The following is a 17,065-nucleotide window of genomic DNA, read 5'->3' as shown; positions in this document are numbered from 1 at the left end:
TTATGTAATTAATTACATTCCTATTATACGACTCTATAATCTATATGCAAGGGTTGGAAATACTGTATTTTTGTTGAATAAGGTGGAATTTTGTATAATACCGTTTACAAGTTGTGTACAATCTATTAACTTTTGCTATCTATCATCGTTAAATTAGATATTTAAACTTCTTGAATATGTCTAATAAAAAGATCACAGGCGACTGTTTATAATATCCCTAAGAATAAAAAAAGTTACATAACTAAACATCCTAGTCATGTAACCTTCTTTTAGCAGTCTATTCCATTACATCTCAGCATTTTCTTAGCTTTTGGGACAGCTTTTTCAAATTTATATTCTGGTATATTTTCTTCAATAAATCCTACCATTGCTAACAACCCTGAAGTAAAGTTTCCAAAAGCAATCTTAGAATGAGGCCCTCTAAAAATCAAAGCACTCCTATTAGAAAAAGTAATTGTTTCTATCTCCACTAACATCAAAGTTTGAGTTGAAAAAATTTTTTTGCATGTTATTTCTTCCTTGGAAACTATTATTTTAAATTTGAAGAATATAGTAATTTCCCAAACTCCAATTAATATAAATAATCCTGTTATTGAATATCCACAGATATAAAATAGATCTGTCATGCTACTATCAATGCTACCTTCACTCATAATTTCAGGAACATAGTATCCCATCAAAGCAGCCACAGAAGAAAATAGTATAACTAAAATTAAGCCAGTAAATAAAAATACACCACTTTTTTTAAAAATAAGCCTGCCTTCATTGTCTTTTTTAGGTTTCTTTTTATACAAATTAACTATGATCCCATGCGATATGGCTTGTTCTACCATTTTATTCACTCCCTTCCATAGTATTAATTATCGTGCCATACTCATACACATTTATATCTATTCTTCTATTTAATTATTCCTATCATATTCTAATAATAATAAATTCTATATTCAATAACTTACTACATTCATAAAACAATAATTTTATATTTGTATATTTTATTTTTCTGCTACAATAGTAAAAGTTTTTGGAATCCCTTTATCAAAAACCTCAGAGGATAAGTTTGGTTCTTCTTTTAAACTTCTTATTCTCAATCCTCCACTTGCTACGCTAGTAACTATTTCACCTAAATTCCATCTTCGTAATAACACCTTTTGTACATTTTCATGGTCAGTTGAATACTTTGAAAATGACACTTCCTTCTCTATTAAAGATATATCAAAATAATCACCAGTTACCTTATGCTTACGTACTTTTGCTGTTGAACCTCTCGAAGTTATTAGCTTAGTTGAAACAGGATGAAAATCTCTAATAACGAATCTGCCCCCATCCTTTAATAGCTTGCGAACAACCTCTACAAATGGCTTTAGATCTAAGAAATAATGCAATATTCCCATTTCAGCAAATACAATATCATAGTCACCTGACAGCTGCTCTTCTGTCAGCTTAAGTACATCCGATAAAATGTATTCTATCTTTACTCCACCTTCTTCTGCTAACTTTAATGCATATCGCTTATTAGCTTCTGAAAAATCTACTACAGTTACTTCTGCCCCTAGCAAAGCTAAAGATACAGCCTTAGTACCATTGGACCCCATCAAATTCATTATTTTTTTTCCTTTGACATCACCAAATTCAGCATAAAGATTTGAAATCATCTTTGTTGGATCCTTGATAATTTTCTTAATTGCTTCTTGTGGGTCACCAAATCTATTTATCCATGCATCATAAGTCTCGCTGCTCCATGATTCATGATTTTTATCAATGCACACTCTGTCTTCACCATTAAAATCAGCTTCTTGCTTTGAACTATCCATTTTGCGTATTATCTCCTGCTTAAATATAATTTTTCTTATCTCATCTATTTTATATTAACATTATTACCACTTCAATACTAACTAATGTAAATATTTTATACTAGCTGTCAATAATGCATCTGAATTTACCTAGATTTATATGTTATGGATATAACTCTATTTATCTTCAGATGCTTAAACTTATGAAATATACTTCAACTTTTCTCTAAGCACATTAATAAGTGTCTTTTTTTCTTCATCACATATTGCGTCTGCATGAAGTTTAGCTGCAATCATAGGCAACATCCATTGCTGGATTTCTTCATATTTCATACCTGATATTTTCATGTATTCATCAAGAAACATATCGATCACAAATTCTCTTATTAAGTGAAGATAATTAACAAAATTCTGTGGAGTTTCTGGCGGCAAAACAGCATATCTCATCATAATAACATATTGAGCAATGTCAGCAGCAGGATTTCCTGTGGCAGCATCCATCCAATCAATAATAACTGGTTTATCATCTCTCATGATGAAGTTTCCTGGATTAGGATCACCATGACAAAGACAGTTCTTAATTGGTAGTGTATCTATATAATTATAAATCTTACACTTTTCTTCTTCTGATAAGTAAGCTGGTCGTGAAATATTTCCTTTTATATCTTCAATTTGATTTGGCATCCCATCAATACTTTTTTGGTGAATTTCATATAAAATTCTTGCAGTAGTACGAATATCGTTATCTTTACAATCAAGTAACTTTTTATCCTCCTCTGTAAGATTACTTTTCATATCATTAAAAATAATATCCTCTTGTATAAATCTCTCCATAAATGATTGTCCAATAATTCTTTCATAAATTATACCCAGTCTTCCATCTAAATCTATTCTTTCATATGGTCTATATGTTGGAAGTCCACTTTTCCAGGCTACAACCATATTATTATATTCCTTATTTACTGCATATTCATCAATATTAGAACGGAATAATTTTATCGCTCTATCCTCCCCCCATTCAAAAACTTCTGCACACCCACCTTGCCCAATACACTTTCCTAATAAAGAATTCATAATATTCTCCACTCCTTTTATTCTTTGCTCTTTTTAATTCAAACAAAGTACCATAATTGTTTTTCTAATCATTCCTTGTTATATTCTCACTGGCAAGAAGAATCTCGTACATATCTGTAACCATATTACTTGCTTCATCAATGCTTATCTTTATTGTATCTGTATTTATCATTGTGGCTATTCCGATTATATATATTGATAACTTCAAATAAATCTTTCTGAGGATTTTCTCATCAATTTTATTTAATCTTTTACTGTGCCGCATAGAAGCAGTAAACATTTCTTCTCCAATAAACTTATCTTGATTCAAATCAAAACTTTTATATCCTGATAAATATACAGTTTTATAGAGTTGCTTTTCATTTCGTGCAAATTGCAAATAACCTAATCCTAGATTTAAAGCCGGACTATTGTGTTCATTCTCGTAACTTCTCATGTTGCTAAGTGCAAAATCAATTGCTTGATTATATACATCTTCTTTTAGTTGATCCATATTACCACATACACTATAAATAGGTTGTGTAGAACACTTAATTCTTTGAGCCAAATTCCTAGCAGTCAGTGCATCCATTCCTTGCTCTCGTACAATATCAAATGCTTCATTAAGAACTTTTTCTCTTGTTATCTCTGCCTTTGGTGGCATATCCTCATCTCCAATCATAAAATAACATATGTTATCACTCTCACTTTCTAAATTCAAGCCTATTTTGTAAATAATGTATAACAATTAATATACACAAAGTCCAAGTTGATGTTATAATACTATAAATTACATATTAGGAGTGATTTTTTTGAAAAGAGCAGCAATTTTATTTCCGAAGTTTGATAACATTAATTTAATAGATAATATAAGAGAAAAATACGATCCACTTGCAAATTACATTGCACCTCATATTTCTATAGTCTTTCCATTTGAAAGTGATCTTTCTACTGATGAACTAAAAGAACATTTCAATAAGTCATTAAAAGGCATGAAAAAATTTAACATTCAATTAAGAGGTATTACAGGTGATTATAAGGATGGTTATTTATTCCTTAATGTAAAAAAAGGAAATGATACTATAATAGAACTACATGACAAACTATATAGTGGAATTTTAGGAACTTTCTTATGGAGAAAGGTAACATACTGTCCTCATTTAACTGTAGGGATGCTACCTGATCAAAAAGATTTCAATAAAGCACTTGATGAATTAAATTATTATGACGAAATTTTTGAAACAGTAATTGATAGAATATATGTAGAAAATATTGATTCAAATGAGAATTCAATAATAGAATTTTCATTTACTCTTGAATAAACTTTCTAAACGCAAAAAACTATAATGTGATAATTACTACCTTAAAATCAACTATCCCATTATAGTTTTTTTATTTAGTCAAATTAAACACTTTTATTAACATTAGATATTTTATTTTTCAACCTTTTGCCAGCTAAATTAATAAATCCTTTAAATATAGCTCCAAAAACTTTTTTGGCAATATTTAATTTTGTTTCATAAAAATAATTAGAATCTAGCCATCCTTTTTCCTTCCAAAAATCATAATCTGCTTGAGAGGTAAAAGTTTTGCTTCTCAAACAATTGAACATAAAGATATCATAAAATGAAGGCACTTTGCGAACATCACTATGAAGTATTTTCTTGAATTCATCCGTACTTTTATTTATCATAGAAAGCATCTTAGTATGGTAATATTCATCATATCCCCAAGCAGAAACATTGTTCTTATCATCAAAATACATTGGAGAAATAATATTTATGCTCCCAATTAAATTACATCCCCATCCACTTACAGTCATTTTCATATACTTACTTACTTGCTTATGTCCACCTCCATCACTTGTAACTACTATCAAAGTTGGTTTGCCAACTAATTCTTGGCGATGAAATAAAAATGCCATTCTATCTATAATTCTTTTTAAAGGAGCTGGCACTTGGTAGGCATACACTGGTGTTGCAAAGATAATCCCATCAGCTTCTATTAACCTTTTTCGTATTTTATATATATCATCTTTGCATGGACAAAGTAATTCACTCTTTTTAAAACATATTCCACAGCCTTTACAATCTTGAATATCATAATCTTTTAGAAAAATATAGTCATAAGTAATATCATCACTTCCTAACCTTTTTTCTATTTCCTTGCATACATTTAAACTATCTTTCTTTCTTGGACTTCCCATTAATATAACTATTTTCATTTTTATCCCTCCCACTATCCAACGTTGGATAGCACTATTATTTTTTTATCCTATTCCTAAATAGAATAGGATAAATTACTATTTACTAAGTTTTCTGATTAACTCATCAAGTTTTTCTGATGCCTGTTCAGGATTATTTAGAATTTCTTGTTTCAATTTTTCAATAGAATCACTAGTTGAACTTTCTATGGCTTCAGCATTTGAAAAATCAAATTTAGAAATAAGATTTGATATATCCTTACTTACATTGATACATTGATCTATTTGTTCAATAAGTGCTTCATGCCATTTTATTTGATACTCAAGATTTGAAATCATCATTTCAAAAGAAATTCTCTCAACACCAAGACTTTTATTATTAATTTTTATTTTCTCCCAATCCTTTAAATAAGAAATCTTTTCTTCTAATTTATTGATATGATTATTAATATGCAAAATCATACTTTGCTTATCAAGAGTGTTTAATAATGGATAAATTATGAATTTATCTGAACCACTTGGGAAAATTTCATTATCTAATTCCTTTTCAACAAAGTTCTTTAATTCTTCTCTACCCTTATCAGTTATTTCATAAATTCTTCTAGCCTTCGAACTAAAACCATATTCCTCTTTCAAAATAATTAATTTCTCTTTTTGAAGCTTATTTATAGCATAATATATTGATCCAGATTGTATTTTCGTCCATTTGTCCATATGATTTATCTGTATGAATCTTTGAATTTCATACCCATGAGTTGGTTTAAGACTTAAATAATATAAAATTAGTACTTTTATCACTTTTTTCGCTCCTATCCAATATTGACTACAATTCTATATTGCACCCAATATTGGATATAGTCAATATTTTTATGTACTTTCTAAAGTTTATATTTTTCTAAGTCTCATATCCAACAAATAATTTTGGCTGTAAAACTAAAAAGTTGATGTTTTTATATTTACAAACATCAACTTTCTTCATTCATTTAAGTTGTTTAAAACTATAATATAAGCATATTTGTTAACTCTATATATAAATTTTATCAAATGACTTATGTAACACTTTTTCAATAAATATTCTAGTAAGCTTTGGATCAAATTTCTTACCTGAGTTTAACTTTAGTTCATTAATAGCAACTTCCTCCGGTAATGCATCACGATAACTTCTTTTGCTAATCATAGCATCATAAGAATCTGCTATTGCAATAATTCTTGATTGAAGCGGAATTCTATCACCTTTTAATCCTTTCGGGTATCCTGTTCCATCCCACCTTTCATGATGAGCCAGCACATATTCAGCTAATTCTGAAAGTTCATTTACTGTACTAAGTATTCTATATCCTATCTCTGGATGTTTCATTATTTGCTGCATTTCTTCTTCAGTTAATCTAGCTTCCTTATTGAGTATATTTTCTTCTATAGCTATTTTCCCTATATCATGCAATAATCCTGCTGTTTTAAGTTCTTCAATTTCATCCTCAGGCAATCCGAGTACTTGACCCATAGATTCACATAACTCTGAAGTCCTATGAGAATGCTGTTCTTCTCTCTTGTTTTTTTCATGAAGTGCGGTAATTATAGCATTTACAGTTTTTCCTCTCATGGTTGGACTTTCTAATAACTTTTTTCTATACATATGATCTTCTGCTTTTTTTAATACTTCTTCAATCTTTTGTCCTATATTATTTTTGGTTTCGTATCCTAAAGATACAGAAATATCTACAGATCGTACTTTCTCTTTTAATGCTAAAGCTTTAATGTCTTTAACTATCTGCTCAGCTTCAAAAGCTTCTGTTTTAGGCGATAGAATTACGAATTCATCCCCTGCTAGTCTTGCTAGAATATCTCCCTCACGACATCCATTTTTCATAACTTCCACTACTTTTCTAAGAAGTTCATCCCCAGTGCCATGACCAAAAGAATCATTCACTAGTTTTAGACCATTAACATCAGCCATAATAATTGATAAAGGTAAATAACATTCAGCGTCTAATCGTCTCAACTCACTTTCAAAAAATCTCCTATTATATAGCCCTGTTAATTGATCATGATAACTCAAATATTCTAAAGTATACTCCATTTCTTTTCGCTTACTTATATCCCTTATTATAGCTAATATCTGCTCTTCATTGTTCTTTACCATTCTCATCTCAAACCACTTTGCTTCTCCTGATATTTCAAGAATATATTCAAAGTTCTGCATTTCTCCAGATTTAAGTACTGATTGTATCATCTTATATGCAGCTTCAGATATCTCCTTAGGAATTATATCTAAAATGTTCTTATCAATTAAGTCCTTCCTAGGTAAAAATAAAAGACTCTCATCATTAGTTATACAATCTATATAATTTCCTTCATTGTCGATAATAAACAATAAATCAGGTATTGCTTTAACAATAGCACTATTCTTTTCTTCACTGATACTTAACTTCTTTTCATTTTCTATTATTTGTTTATATTTTTCTCTTAATTCTTCTTCTGATGAAGTCAATTGATATACATAAGCCTCAAGTTCTCGATTGACTTCAGATATCTGCTTGTAACTTTCATTAAGCTTATTTTCTGCGGAGTTAATTTTTTTTAAAAGATTTTTCAATAATGAGTAAAGTATTACTGAAGTAATGATTATAAATAATACTCCTTTGTAAGTATGTATAAGTAGCAATAATTTTTTATTACTAACCAGAATATTCGCCAACTTATCAGAAAAATAAACCCAGCAAAATCCCATCAAAGCATATATTAAACAAATTTTAATGCATTCAATTTTAAGTCTATTTCTTTGATTTATTTTAGTAATTGTATTAATCTTTTTCTCTATAAATGAAAGCATAATGCACCTTCTAACTTATTTTCTTTTGTATTTTATTTATTGAAGATAGTATTTGAAAATCTCAACTATAATTTTTCTTATATCCTATATTAAATATTATTACATTATTACATATACATTATTTATCTTATTATAATTAAACCTTGCACTAAAAATGGCCATAAGCATAATTATATATTGTTTTTTTGTATTTTCCAATCACAAACATAAAAATTTCAGTTAAATCCTCATGGTATAAAATGATTAATAAATAAAATATCACCAATACCTCTTCTATAAACTGTTAAAAAGTAGCATAATATTTAATATTGTAACTATAATTCCAATTATCCAAAGAAGAATACTATCAATTAACGAATTCTTATATTCTCCCATAACCTTCTTAGATGAAGTTAAATATATTTGAGCAAAAATTGTTATTGGTAATTGTACACTCAATAACATTTGTGAGTATACAAGTCCATTAAATGGATTTTGTATGAAAAATATTATTATTAGAGCACAAATTATAGTTATAGCAACACCTATTTTAGTTTGCTTTCTATTTATATCATATTCCTCTCCAAACAATCCTGCAAAGATGGATCCACCTGCCATTCCTGCTGTAATTGAAGAAGCTATTCCTGCAAACAATAAAGCTGTAGCAAAAATTATTGATGCCGCATTTCCTAACAAAGGTTTTAACATTATCTGAGCCTGTTCAAGTTCTGTTACTTTAATTCCTTTTTGAAAGAAAGTTATGGCTACCAAAATCATTGCACTATTTATTACAAAACCTATCACCATTGATATTATAGTATCAAGAAATTCATATTTAAGTTGTTTTTCCATTATGAATTTATCTTTTAAATTCCACTTGCGGCTTTGAATTACTTCTGAATGTAGAAATAAGTTATGTGGCATTACTACTGCTCCTAAAATACTCATTACTATTGGTAATGCTCCTTTGGGAATTGATGGAATTATTGAATTTGTAAATACTTCTTTCCAATTAACATCTACTAACATAGTCTCAAATATAAATGCTATACCAATTACTGAAACAAATCCAATTATAACCTTCTCAATCTTTTTATATGAATTTGAAAACAACATAAACAATATAAGTGCAGCTGAAATTAAACCTCCTATCTTTGTTGGTATGTTAAATAACATTTTTAGTGCAATAGATGCTCCTAAAATCTCAGCCATAGATGTACCTACAGCTGCAAGCATAGCTGTCACTGTTATCCCCCTAGCTATAGTTGGTTTTATATATTTGTTAACTGCCTCAGAAATGCACAATCCTGTAACTATTCCTAAATGTGCTGCATTATGCTGTAATACTATTAACATTATAGTAGCTAAAGTTACAATCCAAAGTAATCTATATCCAAAACCTGATCCAGCTGCAATATTAGATGCCCAATTTCCTGGATCAATAAATCCTACAGTAACTAAAATTCCTGGTCCAACATACTTTAAGAATTCTTTTTTATTAAATTTACTCTTCCCTTCATTTAATTCAAAATTTGTTTTCACACCCTTCACTTCCTTTTTCTAAATACTATACCCTTTATATTAACAGTAACATAATTGATAATGATTTTCAATTAAAGTTAGTATAAATTAAATTTATTTTTTACGCATCTGTCTTTTCGAACGAATGTGAGAAAAACTTAGCAGGCGAATATAATTTATTTTTTATTCTTTCTTGATACAAATCCTAATCAAATAGCTTTTTTTATAAGTTATCCACAAATTTGATTTTATTATAGTATCCTAAAGAACAAAAAAATTGAGTTACTGGCAATATGCGTTGTAACTCAACTTCTTTCTTACGTCTGTATATATATTAAATGAGTAATATTATTTTATCTTTAAATTTCTTAAGAACTCCTCGCATTCCCTAATACTCATAATTTTAGGTACTGGATATCCTGGATTTCCTTCCTTCATAGCTCTTTTTGCGATTAGAGGTATGTCCTCTTCTTTTATTTCTTTTATTCCTTGAGGTATATTCATATTTTTGTTCATAAGCTTAATCTTTTCAATTAACTTAATAGCTAAATCTTTTTTATCCTGGTCCTTAGTCCCCAAGTTTGCATATATAGCAAGCTCAGATAACTTATCATAAGCTGACTCTCCATAAAATTCTAATACTTTAGGAAGAATTATAGCATTTGCAAGACCATGAGCTACTCCATACAATCCACCTATACTATGAGCAATGGCATGAACATAACCAACATATGCTCTTGTAAATGCAGCTCCAGCATAATTCGAAGCCAATAGCATAGCATTACGCTTTTCCACATCCTTTCCATCCTTATAAACATTCTCTAAGTTATCAATTATCATTTTAGTTGCATTTCTAGCTTTATCATCAGTAAACGCTGTTCCATTTTTACCTATATAAGCTTCAATAGCATGAGTTAGTGCATCCATACCTGTTGAAGCTGTGAGACTTGGTGGAACCCCTACTGTTAATTCAGGATCTAATACAACATAATCTGGGATGAATTTTAAATCTGAAATAGCATATTTCTCATGAGTTTCTGAATCAGTAACAACAGCAGCTACAGTAACTTCAGAACCACTTCCTGCTGTTGTTGGTACAGCAAAAATTGGAGGTATAGGATTCTTAACTTTTTGGAAACCTCTTAAATCCTGTATTTTTAAATTGTTATTTGCTGCTCTTGCAGCAACAACCTTAGCACAATCAATTGGAGATCCGCCGCCAATTGTTACAATTGCAACACAATTTTTTTGTTTATAAACATTTAAACATTCCTCTATATTATCTATAGTAGGATTAGGTTTAACACTATCATAGACTTCATATTGAATATTATTCTCTGATAATTTTGTGTAAAATTCATCTAACAACCCAGATTTATTTATTGTTTTACTTACAATAATCATTACCTTACTAATTTGCTTATCCTTTATTACATCAGGTAGTTTATTTATGGTTCCTGCTCCTAAAATTAATTGTGGTTCTTTAAATTTAACAAATTTTATTCCTGTCCTAAGTATAGCTTGAGCTGATCTGTAATAGGCTTTTTTTATTGTCCAAATCATATACTTTTTCTCCTTATTTTAAAACTAACTTATTACTGTTACTAAAATTATCTTCCCAAAACTTTAGATAATCTTGTAAATCATATGAATCATACTTTATACATGTACCAATTCGTATGTACAACACTACAATAAGGTATGCATTTATAACATCCTTTGAATAACCCAAATCTGATAAAGCTAAATATATGTTATTCACTCCAACTGATGATAAGAATCTAATATTTGAACACAAAGCGTAGATCACATCATATATAGGTTCTCCAACAATCGAGGCTGAATTTACAACGCCAACTAACTTTTTGTTTCTAAACACACAATTATTTATTCCAAAATCACCATGCAATAAATATTTATCTACATGTCTTTCTTCTGATGTGATTAACTCTATTTTATGCTTTACCATCATATAATCTTGATAATCAATTAACGTCTTTATTCTTTTACTTGATTGAAAAATTGAATTCATAAAAAATTGCCTGTAATCCTCCAACTTTTTCAAATATCCATAACCATCCGAATCACATATTTTATATGCTTTTGCTATAAGAATTATGTCTCTAAGCAATTCCATACTATCTATATTTAATTTTATATCTCCTTGTATATATTCATAACATAGAAGGCGTTTCTTAGAATTATGATATATAACATTAGGAAATACATCTATTTCTCTATAAAAATCTAAAAATTTCACTTCATTATCAATGCTAACCTCATCACTTATTTTAACTATTATTTTCTTATTATCTTCCTTTTCAATTAGCCATATTTTGTTTTTGTGTTCCCCTGCAAGCTGATCATAGTTACAAATATGTTTAACTATATCGTTTGAAATCAAAACCCTAATAACCCCTTTTATATCCATAAAAACCATTCTCCTCCCACATTTGAATTCACTAATAAAATAAATAACTCTCTTTCACTCGTTATTTATTTCCAAATACTAAATAGAAATCCTCAAAAAGACATGAGGATTTCTATTTAGCATTTAACAATTTAGTTATCTTATGTCAACTCCACCAAATATACATGTAGCATTAATATAAATAACTGGACTATTTTCAGATTTGCTTTGTCTTGTGTGATTTGATACGCCACCAAATATTGGAGTACTAGACACAACTACTGTCACATCTGGTGGAACAATAACTTCAACTCCTCCAAAAATTGTGGTAATATCAATTACAACATCTTTTTCAACATATGCTCCAGATAGATTAACACTAAATCCACCAAATATAGATGTTAAATTAGCTCCTGGAAATACTTCTTGTGAAAAATTAACTTCTTGTTTACTAAAAATAGTTGTATATTCTGGCTTTCCTTTAGCATTGTCATGATTAATTGTAGCTGAAATCTTATGTTTTCTTCCACTACCTCCAAGGATTATAGAAAGACCAATTAATATTAGTACTACAGGCCAAAGTAGCTTGCCAACTATATGATTGTCAATAACATGTTGTTCAGATAACAACAAAATAACTCCAACTAATAATCCAATACTATTTGCTGTACGAAATCCGTTTTCTAAAATACTTATTGCGCAAGGTATTATAATAAATAAAGTCCACCATCCTGCAAAAAATAAATGAAAATCCCACCAATTTAATGAATTTCCAGCAAAGCCCACACCTGCTATGATAAATGCTAGTCCCCATAAAACGCTTGATAATTTATGCCTCACTTTTATTTTCCCCCTTTTATTAACATTTAAGTCACTAATAAATTATATAACCTTATAATAACATATATGTTAATACTTACTAAAGTTTTTATTTTAAATTTAAACCAAATTCTACATTATACTATATACCCCTATTCGGTTTATGTAAAGAAAAAATTAGAGCTTGTAACTATTTGTTTATTTAAATAACTACAAGCTCCCTTTGATTATAAATATCTCTGATTCCAAATTTTTATTTTGTAGTAATTGCTCCTACTGGACAATTATCAGTAGCCTCAATACAGGCGTGTTCATTTTTGTCTGAAACCTCATCAACAATTAAGGCTGCTTTTCCATCATCCTCAATTTCAAAAACTTCTGGACAAATGCTCGCACACATCCCACAAGCTATACAAGTACCTTTATCTACGAATGCTTTCAAACTAATCACTTCTTTCTATAATAATATTATCATTAATATTATTAGCTGTACTTTCTCTAGTTATGTATTCACCATAATGTTATATATTTCTTATACATTTTATTATTTCTATATTTTATTTTTCTTTTCAATATTTTTATATTATAAATCTTGTTTCAGAAAATGCCCTAGATTTATTCACATAAACTTATATATCTTTTAAATCTTCCTTTGCATGCAACACATTCATCTTTAATATTAAATCCAGCATCAATAATATACTCATTCATATTCTCAAATGTAACTATCACAAGCTTTTCACAAATTCTACGAGCTGTATTAATTATCTTTAACTGATCTGCTAAAGTAGTCGGTGTAAAAAGTCCATATGGAATGTCAATTATAGCAACATTATATTTATCATTTATCTTATGCATATCTTCATTAATAATAACATTCTTGTATCCAAAATATTTCAAATTCCTTTTAGCATCTTCTGATACATTTTTGTTTATCTCATAACCAACTGCTTTAATGTTCATTGACAATGCCTCTATTACTACAGTACCAACTCCACAACATGGATCTACTAGTTTATTGTTCAAATCATTGCCGACAGCAATATTAACTATAGACCTTGCCATTTTCACACTTAATGAATTGGAATAGGAATTAGGCTTCTCATCATGTTCATGCCACTTAAAATCATTTCTTGCATATATTCCAAATATCCACTTTCCATCTACCTTAGATATTCCAAGTTTAACTTCAGGATTATGAATATCTGGTGTTCCTGTTATAAGATATCCTACATCTCTTACTGCCCTTATTCTTTCTTCATAATCAATATCCTCTTTATCATGTTTTATATAGAATACTTTAAATTTCTCATAAGAAACTTTATCTTGTGCAATTCTATCCAATATATCACTAATATCATCAGCAATATAAAGTACTGATATCATATCCTTTATAAATGGACTCCTAGATAAATTTATATACTTATCAGAAAAAAAATATTTTCTAGTTAAATTTACTCCAAACAAAGTCCTCATTTCCATTCTACATAAGCTTTCCTCATATACAGGGTAATTAACGACATAAAAAAATTCTTTATTCATAAAACTATATCCTCTTCTTCTAATACTCAATACTAATAATAACATTTTTTATAAGTTATCCACAAATTCATTTTTATTATAATATCCTAAAGAATAAAAAATAATATTTTTCTACACTATCTACAACTAATATCAAATTATTCTTAATTTTAACGTAAATTGGAGAAATAATTAACTATTTTTTGTACTAGCTAGTACAAATAACATAAAGTCATTTTTCAAGTGTTTATAAGGTTTTACTGTTATTTACCATTTCTTCATGTAAATGTTATACTATACTCATCAGTACAAATTTTAATATTAAGGAGATATTTGCTATGAAAAAATCAATTAAAAGAACAATTTTATCCTGTTTTTTATGTTTGTCTTTGGTATTTTTACTTCCTTCTTATGCCTTCGCTAGTACTACTAGCAAACACTCAACTTCTCAACTTAATTCTTTAGAAAAATTAAATAATAAATACCCAATTGTTATGATGCACGGACTTTTTGGTTGGGGTAATGATGAACTTTTTGGCATCAATTATTGGGGTGGCAAATCAAGTTTAAAGGATCTATTGACTTCCAAAGGTTATACAGTTTTCACACCTACTTTAGGCTCAATATCTAGTAACTGGGACAGAGCCTGTGAATTATATGCCTACTTAAAAGGTGGTACTGTAGATTATGGTGAAGCACACTCAAAAAAATATGGACATGCACGTTATGGTAGAACTTTTCCAGGTGCTTATCCTGAATTTGGTACTTACTCAAACGATAATGAACTTAAAAAGATCCATCTAGTGGGACATAGTATGGGTGGAGAAACAATCAGAGTACTAGCACAATTATTAGAAAATGGAGACCCTGACGAAATGAAAATGTCTAGTGTAAATACAAGCCCTCTATTCACTGGCGGAAAGCATTGGATAGATAGTATAACTACTATAGCTACTCCTCATGATGGTAGTCAACAAGATGAAGAACAACTTAGTATCGAACCATACTTTCATCAAGTTTTCTGTGCTCTAGCTGCTAATACAGGTATATTAAATTCTAGTAACCCTTGCTTTGATTTTAAGATGGATCAATGGGGATTAAAGAAACAAACTGATGAATCTTTCTCATCCTATTGCCATAGAGTATTCTCAAGCAGTATTTGGGGAAAGACTACTGACTTAAGTGTTTGGGATTTATCTCAAAAAGGTGCTAAAGAATTGAATAGCTGGGTAAAAGCTCAAGATGATATATATTATTTTTCAATTGCTTGCGTTGATACTCACAGAGATTTAGTATCCGGTCACCAAGTTCCTAATTTAAATATGAATCCACTTATGTTAAAAAGTTCATTATATATGGGACGTTATACTAACTACACTCCAGGAGAAGTAGTTGTCAATAGTGATTGGTGGAGAAATGATGGAATTGTAAGTGTTAGATCTGCTATCGCTCCTCATGAAGGCTCTCAAGATAAAGTTGTAAATTATAATGGAATTCCTCAAAAAGGCGTTTGGAACTACTTAGGTGAAATTCAAAATATAGATCATATTGAAGTTGTTGGACAAAATCAACCACTATATCACAATTATCTTCAAAATAAATTTGTTAGTTGGGCTAAAATGTTGACAAGCCTACCTAAATAAGCAAAAGTTCTTTTGAAAATAAAAATAATCATACTATAAAAAAGGAGGGTTACTCTAAATACATAGTAACTCTCCTTTTTTTATCATTTAAATTATTTTTTAGCTAAAAGTTCTGTAATACTCTTTGTTGCGTCAAAAAATGGTGCCATACTTCCATCGTGATTAAGAGTATCTATTATATCTGCCATAAATGCTGACATATCTACTTCTTTGAACCATTTTGAGTTCTTTACTTTTTCTGGTATGTAAGTTAAATTAGTTGAATATACTCTGTCGATAAGTCCTTCTTCATAGAATTTATCAAATTTATTTATTCCCTCTGTAAAGAAAGCAAAAGTTGCTGCAGCATATATACTTTTAGCTCCACGTTTCTTTAATTGGGCAGCTATATCTAATATAGATTCACCAGAGGCAATTATATCATCTACTATTAATATATCTTGACCTTCAACATCTCTTCCAATATACTCATGTTGAACTATTGGATTTTTGCCTTTTACTATAGTGGAATGATCTCTTCTCTTATAAAATAAACCAATATCTAATCCTAACATTGTAGAATAGTATATAGCTCTATCCATAGCTCCAGTATCTGGACTTATAACTATCATCTTATTTTTGTCAATTTCTATTTTTCTTTCATCTTTGATGAATGTCTTTATTATCTCATATGTAGGATATAAATTTTCAAATGATGTTAATGGTATAGCATTTTGAACATTAGGATCATGAACATCAAAAGTAATAATTTCATCTACTCCCAATCTTTCTAACTCTTGAAGTGCAATTGCACAATCTAAGGATTCTCTACCCTTTCTTCTATGTTGTCTTGATGCATAAAGTAATGGCATTATTACTGATACTCTATTAGCTCTACCACTTATTGCAGATACTACTCTTTTTATATCTTGGAAATGTTCATCTGGACCCTTATAATTTTCAATTCCAAACATATTGTAAGTACAATTATAATTTCCTACATCACATAGAATATAGATATCCTTTCCTCTTACACTTTCCTTAATCTTGACTTTTCCTTCACCATTAGAAAATCTAATTTCATCAACATTTATTAGATAAGATTCTTCTTCATCATCATTAGCACTGTTAGCTCTTATCTTTCTTAAATATTGATTAATTTCTTTCCCTATCTTTGAACAACTTTCTAAAGCAATAATCCCAAGCTCTCCATGAGGTTGGATATTGTTTAATTCATTACACATCGAACCACTCCTTCTAATATGTAAATATATTTTATTTAGCTTTTTATTTTACGTCAAACATCTTTTACATTAG

Annotated in this window: 16 protein-coding genes; 2 read left to right on the top strand and 14 right to left on the bottom strand. The window is 29.1% G+C overall.

Annotation, left to right across the window (positions count from 1 at the left end):
* Positions 1-269: 269 nt before the first annotated feature.
* The 4 genes from OCU47_RS01420 to OCU47_RS01405 all read right to left on the bottom strand — a co-directional run bounded on the left by OCU47_RS01420 (position 270) and on the right by OCU47_RS01405 (position 3,507).
* Entirely contained in the window at positions 270-833 is a 564-nt protein-coding gene (locus tag OCU47_RS01420; RefSeq protein ID WP_261826811.1) for a hypothetical protein, read from the bottom strand.
* Positions 834-992: 159 nt separating this feature from the next.
* Positions 993-1,811, bottom strand: coding sequence for a class I SAM-dependent methyltransferase (locus tag OCU47_RS01415; RefSeq protein WP_261826810.1), 819 nt, complete (start codon positions 1,809-1,811; stop codon positions 993-995).
* 180 nt (positions 1,812-1,991) lie between these two features.
* Positions 1,992-2,864 (bottom strand): phosphotransferase, encoded by an 873-nt coding sequence (locus OCU47_RS01410; protein WP_261826809.1) that lies wholly within the window; start codon positions 2,862-2,864, stop codon positions 1,992-1,994.
* A gap of 64 nt (positions 2,865-2,928) precedes the next feature.
* Entirely contained in the window at positions 2,929-3,507 is a 579-nt protein-coding gene (locus OCU47_RS01405; protein ID WP_261826808.1) for a TetR/AcrR family transcriptional regulator, read from the bottom strand.
* Between the two features lie 148 nt (positions 3,508-3,655).
* Between OCU47_RS01405 and OCU47_RS01400 the strand changes: the two genes are divergently transcribed.
* Positions 3,656-4,165 (top strand): 2'-5' RNA ligase family protein, encoded by a 510-nt coding sequence (locus tag OCU47_RS01400; RefSeq protein WP_261826807.1) that lies wholly within the window; start codon positions 3,656-3,658, stop codon positions 4,163-4,165.
* An 83-nt stretch (positions 4,166-4,248) separates the two neighbouring features.
* Here the strand turns inward: OCU47_RS01400 and OCU47_RS01395 are convergent, their stop codons facing one another.
* From OCU47_RS01395 to OCU47_RS01355, 9 genes are all read right to left on the bottom strand, one after another.
* Positions 4,249-5,067 carry a flavodoxin family protein gene (locus tag OCU47_RS01395; protein WP_261826806.1) on the bottom strand — a complete coding sequence of 273 codons (819 nt, stop codon included), beginning with the start codon at positions 5,065-5,067 and terminating at the stop codon, positions 4,249-4,251.
* Positions 5,068-5,145: 78 nt separating this feature from the next.
* Entirely contained in the window at positions 5,146-5,844 is a 699-nt protein-coding gene (locus OCU47_RS01390) for a PadR family transcriptional regulator (RefSeq protein ID WP_261826805.1), read from the bottom strand.
* A 226-nt stretch (positions 5,845-6,070) separates the two neighbouring features.
* Positions 6,071-7,876: an HD domain-containing phosphohydrolase gene (locus OCU47_RS01385; protein WP_261826804.1), complete on the bottom strand. Its 1,806-nt coding sequence runs from the start codon at positions 7,874-7,876 to the stop codon at positions 6,071-6,073.
* A 273-nt stretch (positions 7,877-8,149) separates the two neighbouring features.
* Positions 8,150-9,397 carry an Nramp family divalent metal transporter gene (locus tag OCU47_RS01380; RefSeq protein ID WP_261826803.1) on the bottom strand — a complete coding sequence of 416 codons (1,248 nt, stop codon included), beginning with the start codon at positions 9,395-9,397 and terminating at the stop codon, positions 8,150-8,152.
* Between the two features lie 327 nt (positions 9,398-9,724).
* Positions 9,725-10,939, bottom strand: a complete 1,215-nt coding sequence (locus tag OCU47_RS01375) for an iron-containing alcohol dehydrogenase (protein WP_261826802.1) — start codon at positions 10,937-10,939, stop codon at positions 9,725-9,727.
* Positions 10,940-10,952: 13 nt separating this feature from the next.
* Complete coding sequence (locus tag OCU47_RS01370; RefSeq protein WP_261826801.1) at positions 10,953-11,807, bottom strand: hypothetical protein; 855 nt, start codon at positions 11,805-11,807, stop codon at positions 10,953-10,955.
* Between the two features lie 135 nt (positions 11,808-11,942).
* The gene (locus OCU47_RS01365) at positions 11,943-12,626 is read right to left on the bottom strand and encodes a cell wall-active antibiotics response protein (protein WP_261826800.1); all 684 of its coding nucleotides are present in this window, start codon (positions 12,624-12,626) and stop codon (positions 11,943-11,945) included.
* A 232-nt stretch (positions 12,627-12,858) separates the two neighbouring features.
* Positions 12,859-13,047 (bottom strand): ferredoxin, encoded by a 189-nt coding sequence (locus OCU47_RS01360; RefSeq protein ID WP_261826799.1) that lies wholly within the window; start codon positions 13,045-13,047, stop codon positions 12,859-12,861.
* Positions 13,048-13,220: 173 nt separating this feature from the next.
* Positions 13,221-14,147, bottom strand: a complete 927-nt coding sequence (locus tag OCU47_RS01355) for a TRM11 family SAM-dependent methyltransferase (protein WP_261826798.1) — start codon at positions 14,145-14,147, stop codon at positions 13,221-13,223.
* Positions 14,148-14,464: 317 nt separating this feature from the next.
* Here OCU47_RS01355 and OCU47_RS01350 point away from each other — a divergent pair, with 317 nt between their 5' ends.
* Positions 14,465-15,769 (top strand): esterase/lipase family protein, encoded by a 1,305-nt coding sequence (locus OCU47_RS01350; RefSeq protein WP_261826797.1) that lies wholly within the window; start codon positions 14,465-14,467, stop codon positions 15,767-15,769.
* 92 nt (positions 15,770-15,861) lie between these two features.
* On the opposite strand, the gene OCU47_RS01345 is transcribed toward OCU47_RS01350, so the two are convergent.
* Positions 15,862-16,992, bottom strand: a complete 1,131-nt coding sequence (locus tag OCU47_RS01345; RefSeq protein WP_261826796.1) for a ribose-phosphate pyrophosphokinase — start codon at positions 16,990-16,992, stop codon at positions 15,862-15,864.
* Between the last annotated feature and the right edge of the window lie 73 nt (positions 16,993-17,065).

The sequence above is a fragment of the Clostridium sp. TW13 genome (assembly GCF_024345225.1).
In the GTDB taxonomy this organism is placed as follows: Bacteria; Bacillota; Clostridia; order Clostridiales; family Clostridiaceae; genus Inconstantimicrobium; species Inconstantimicrobium mannanitabidum.
This window is presented reverse-complemented; position numbering and strand designations above follow the sequence as displayed.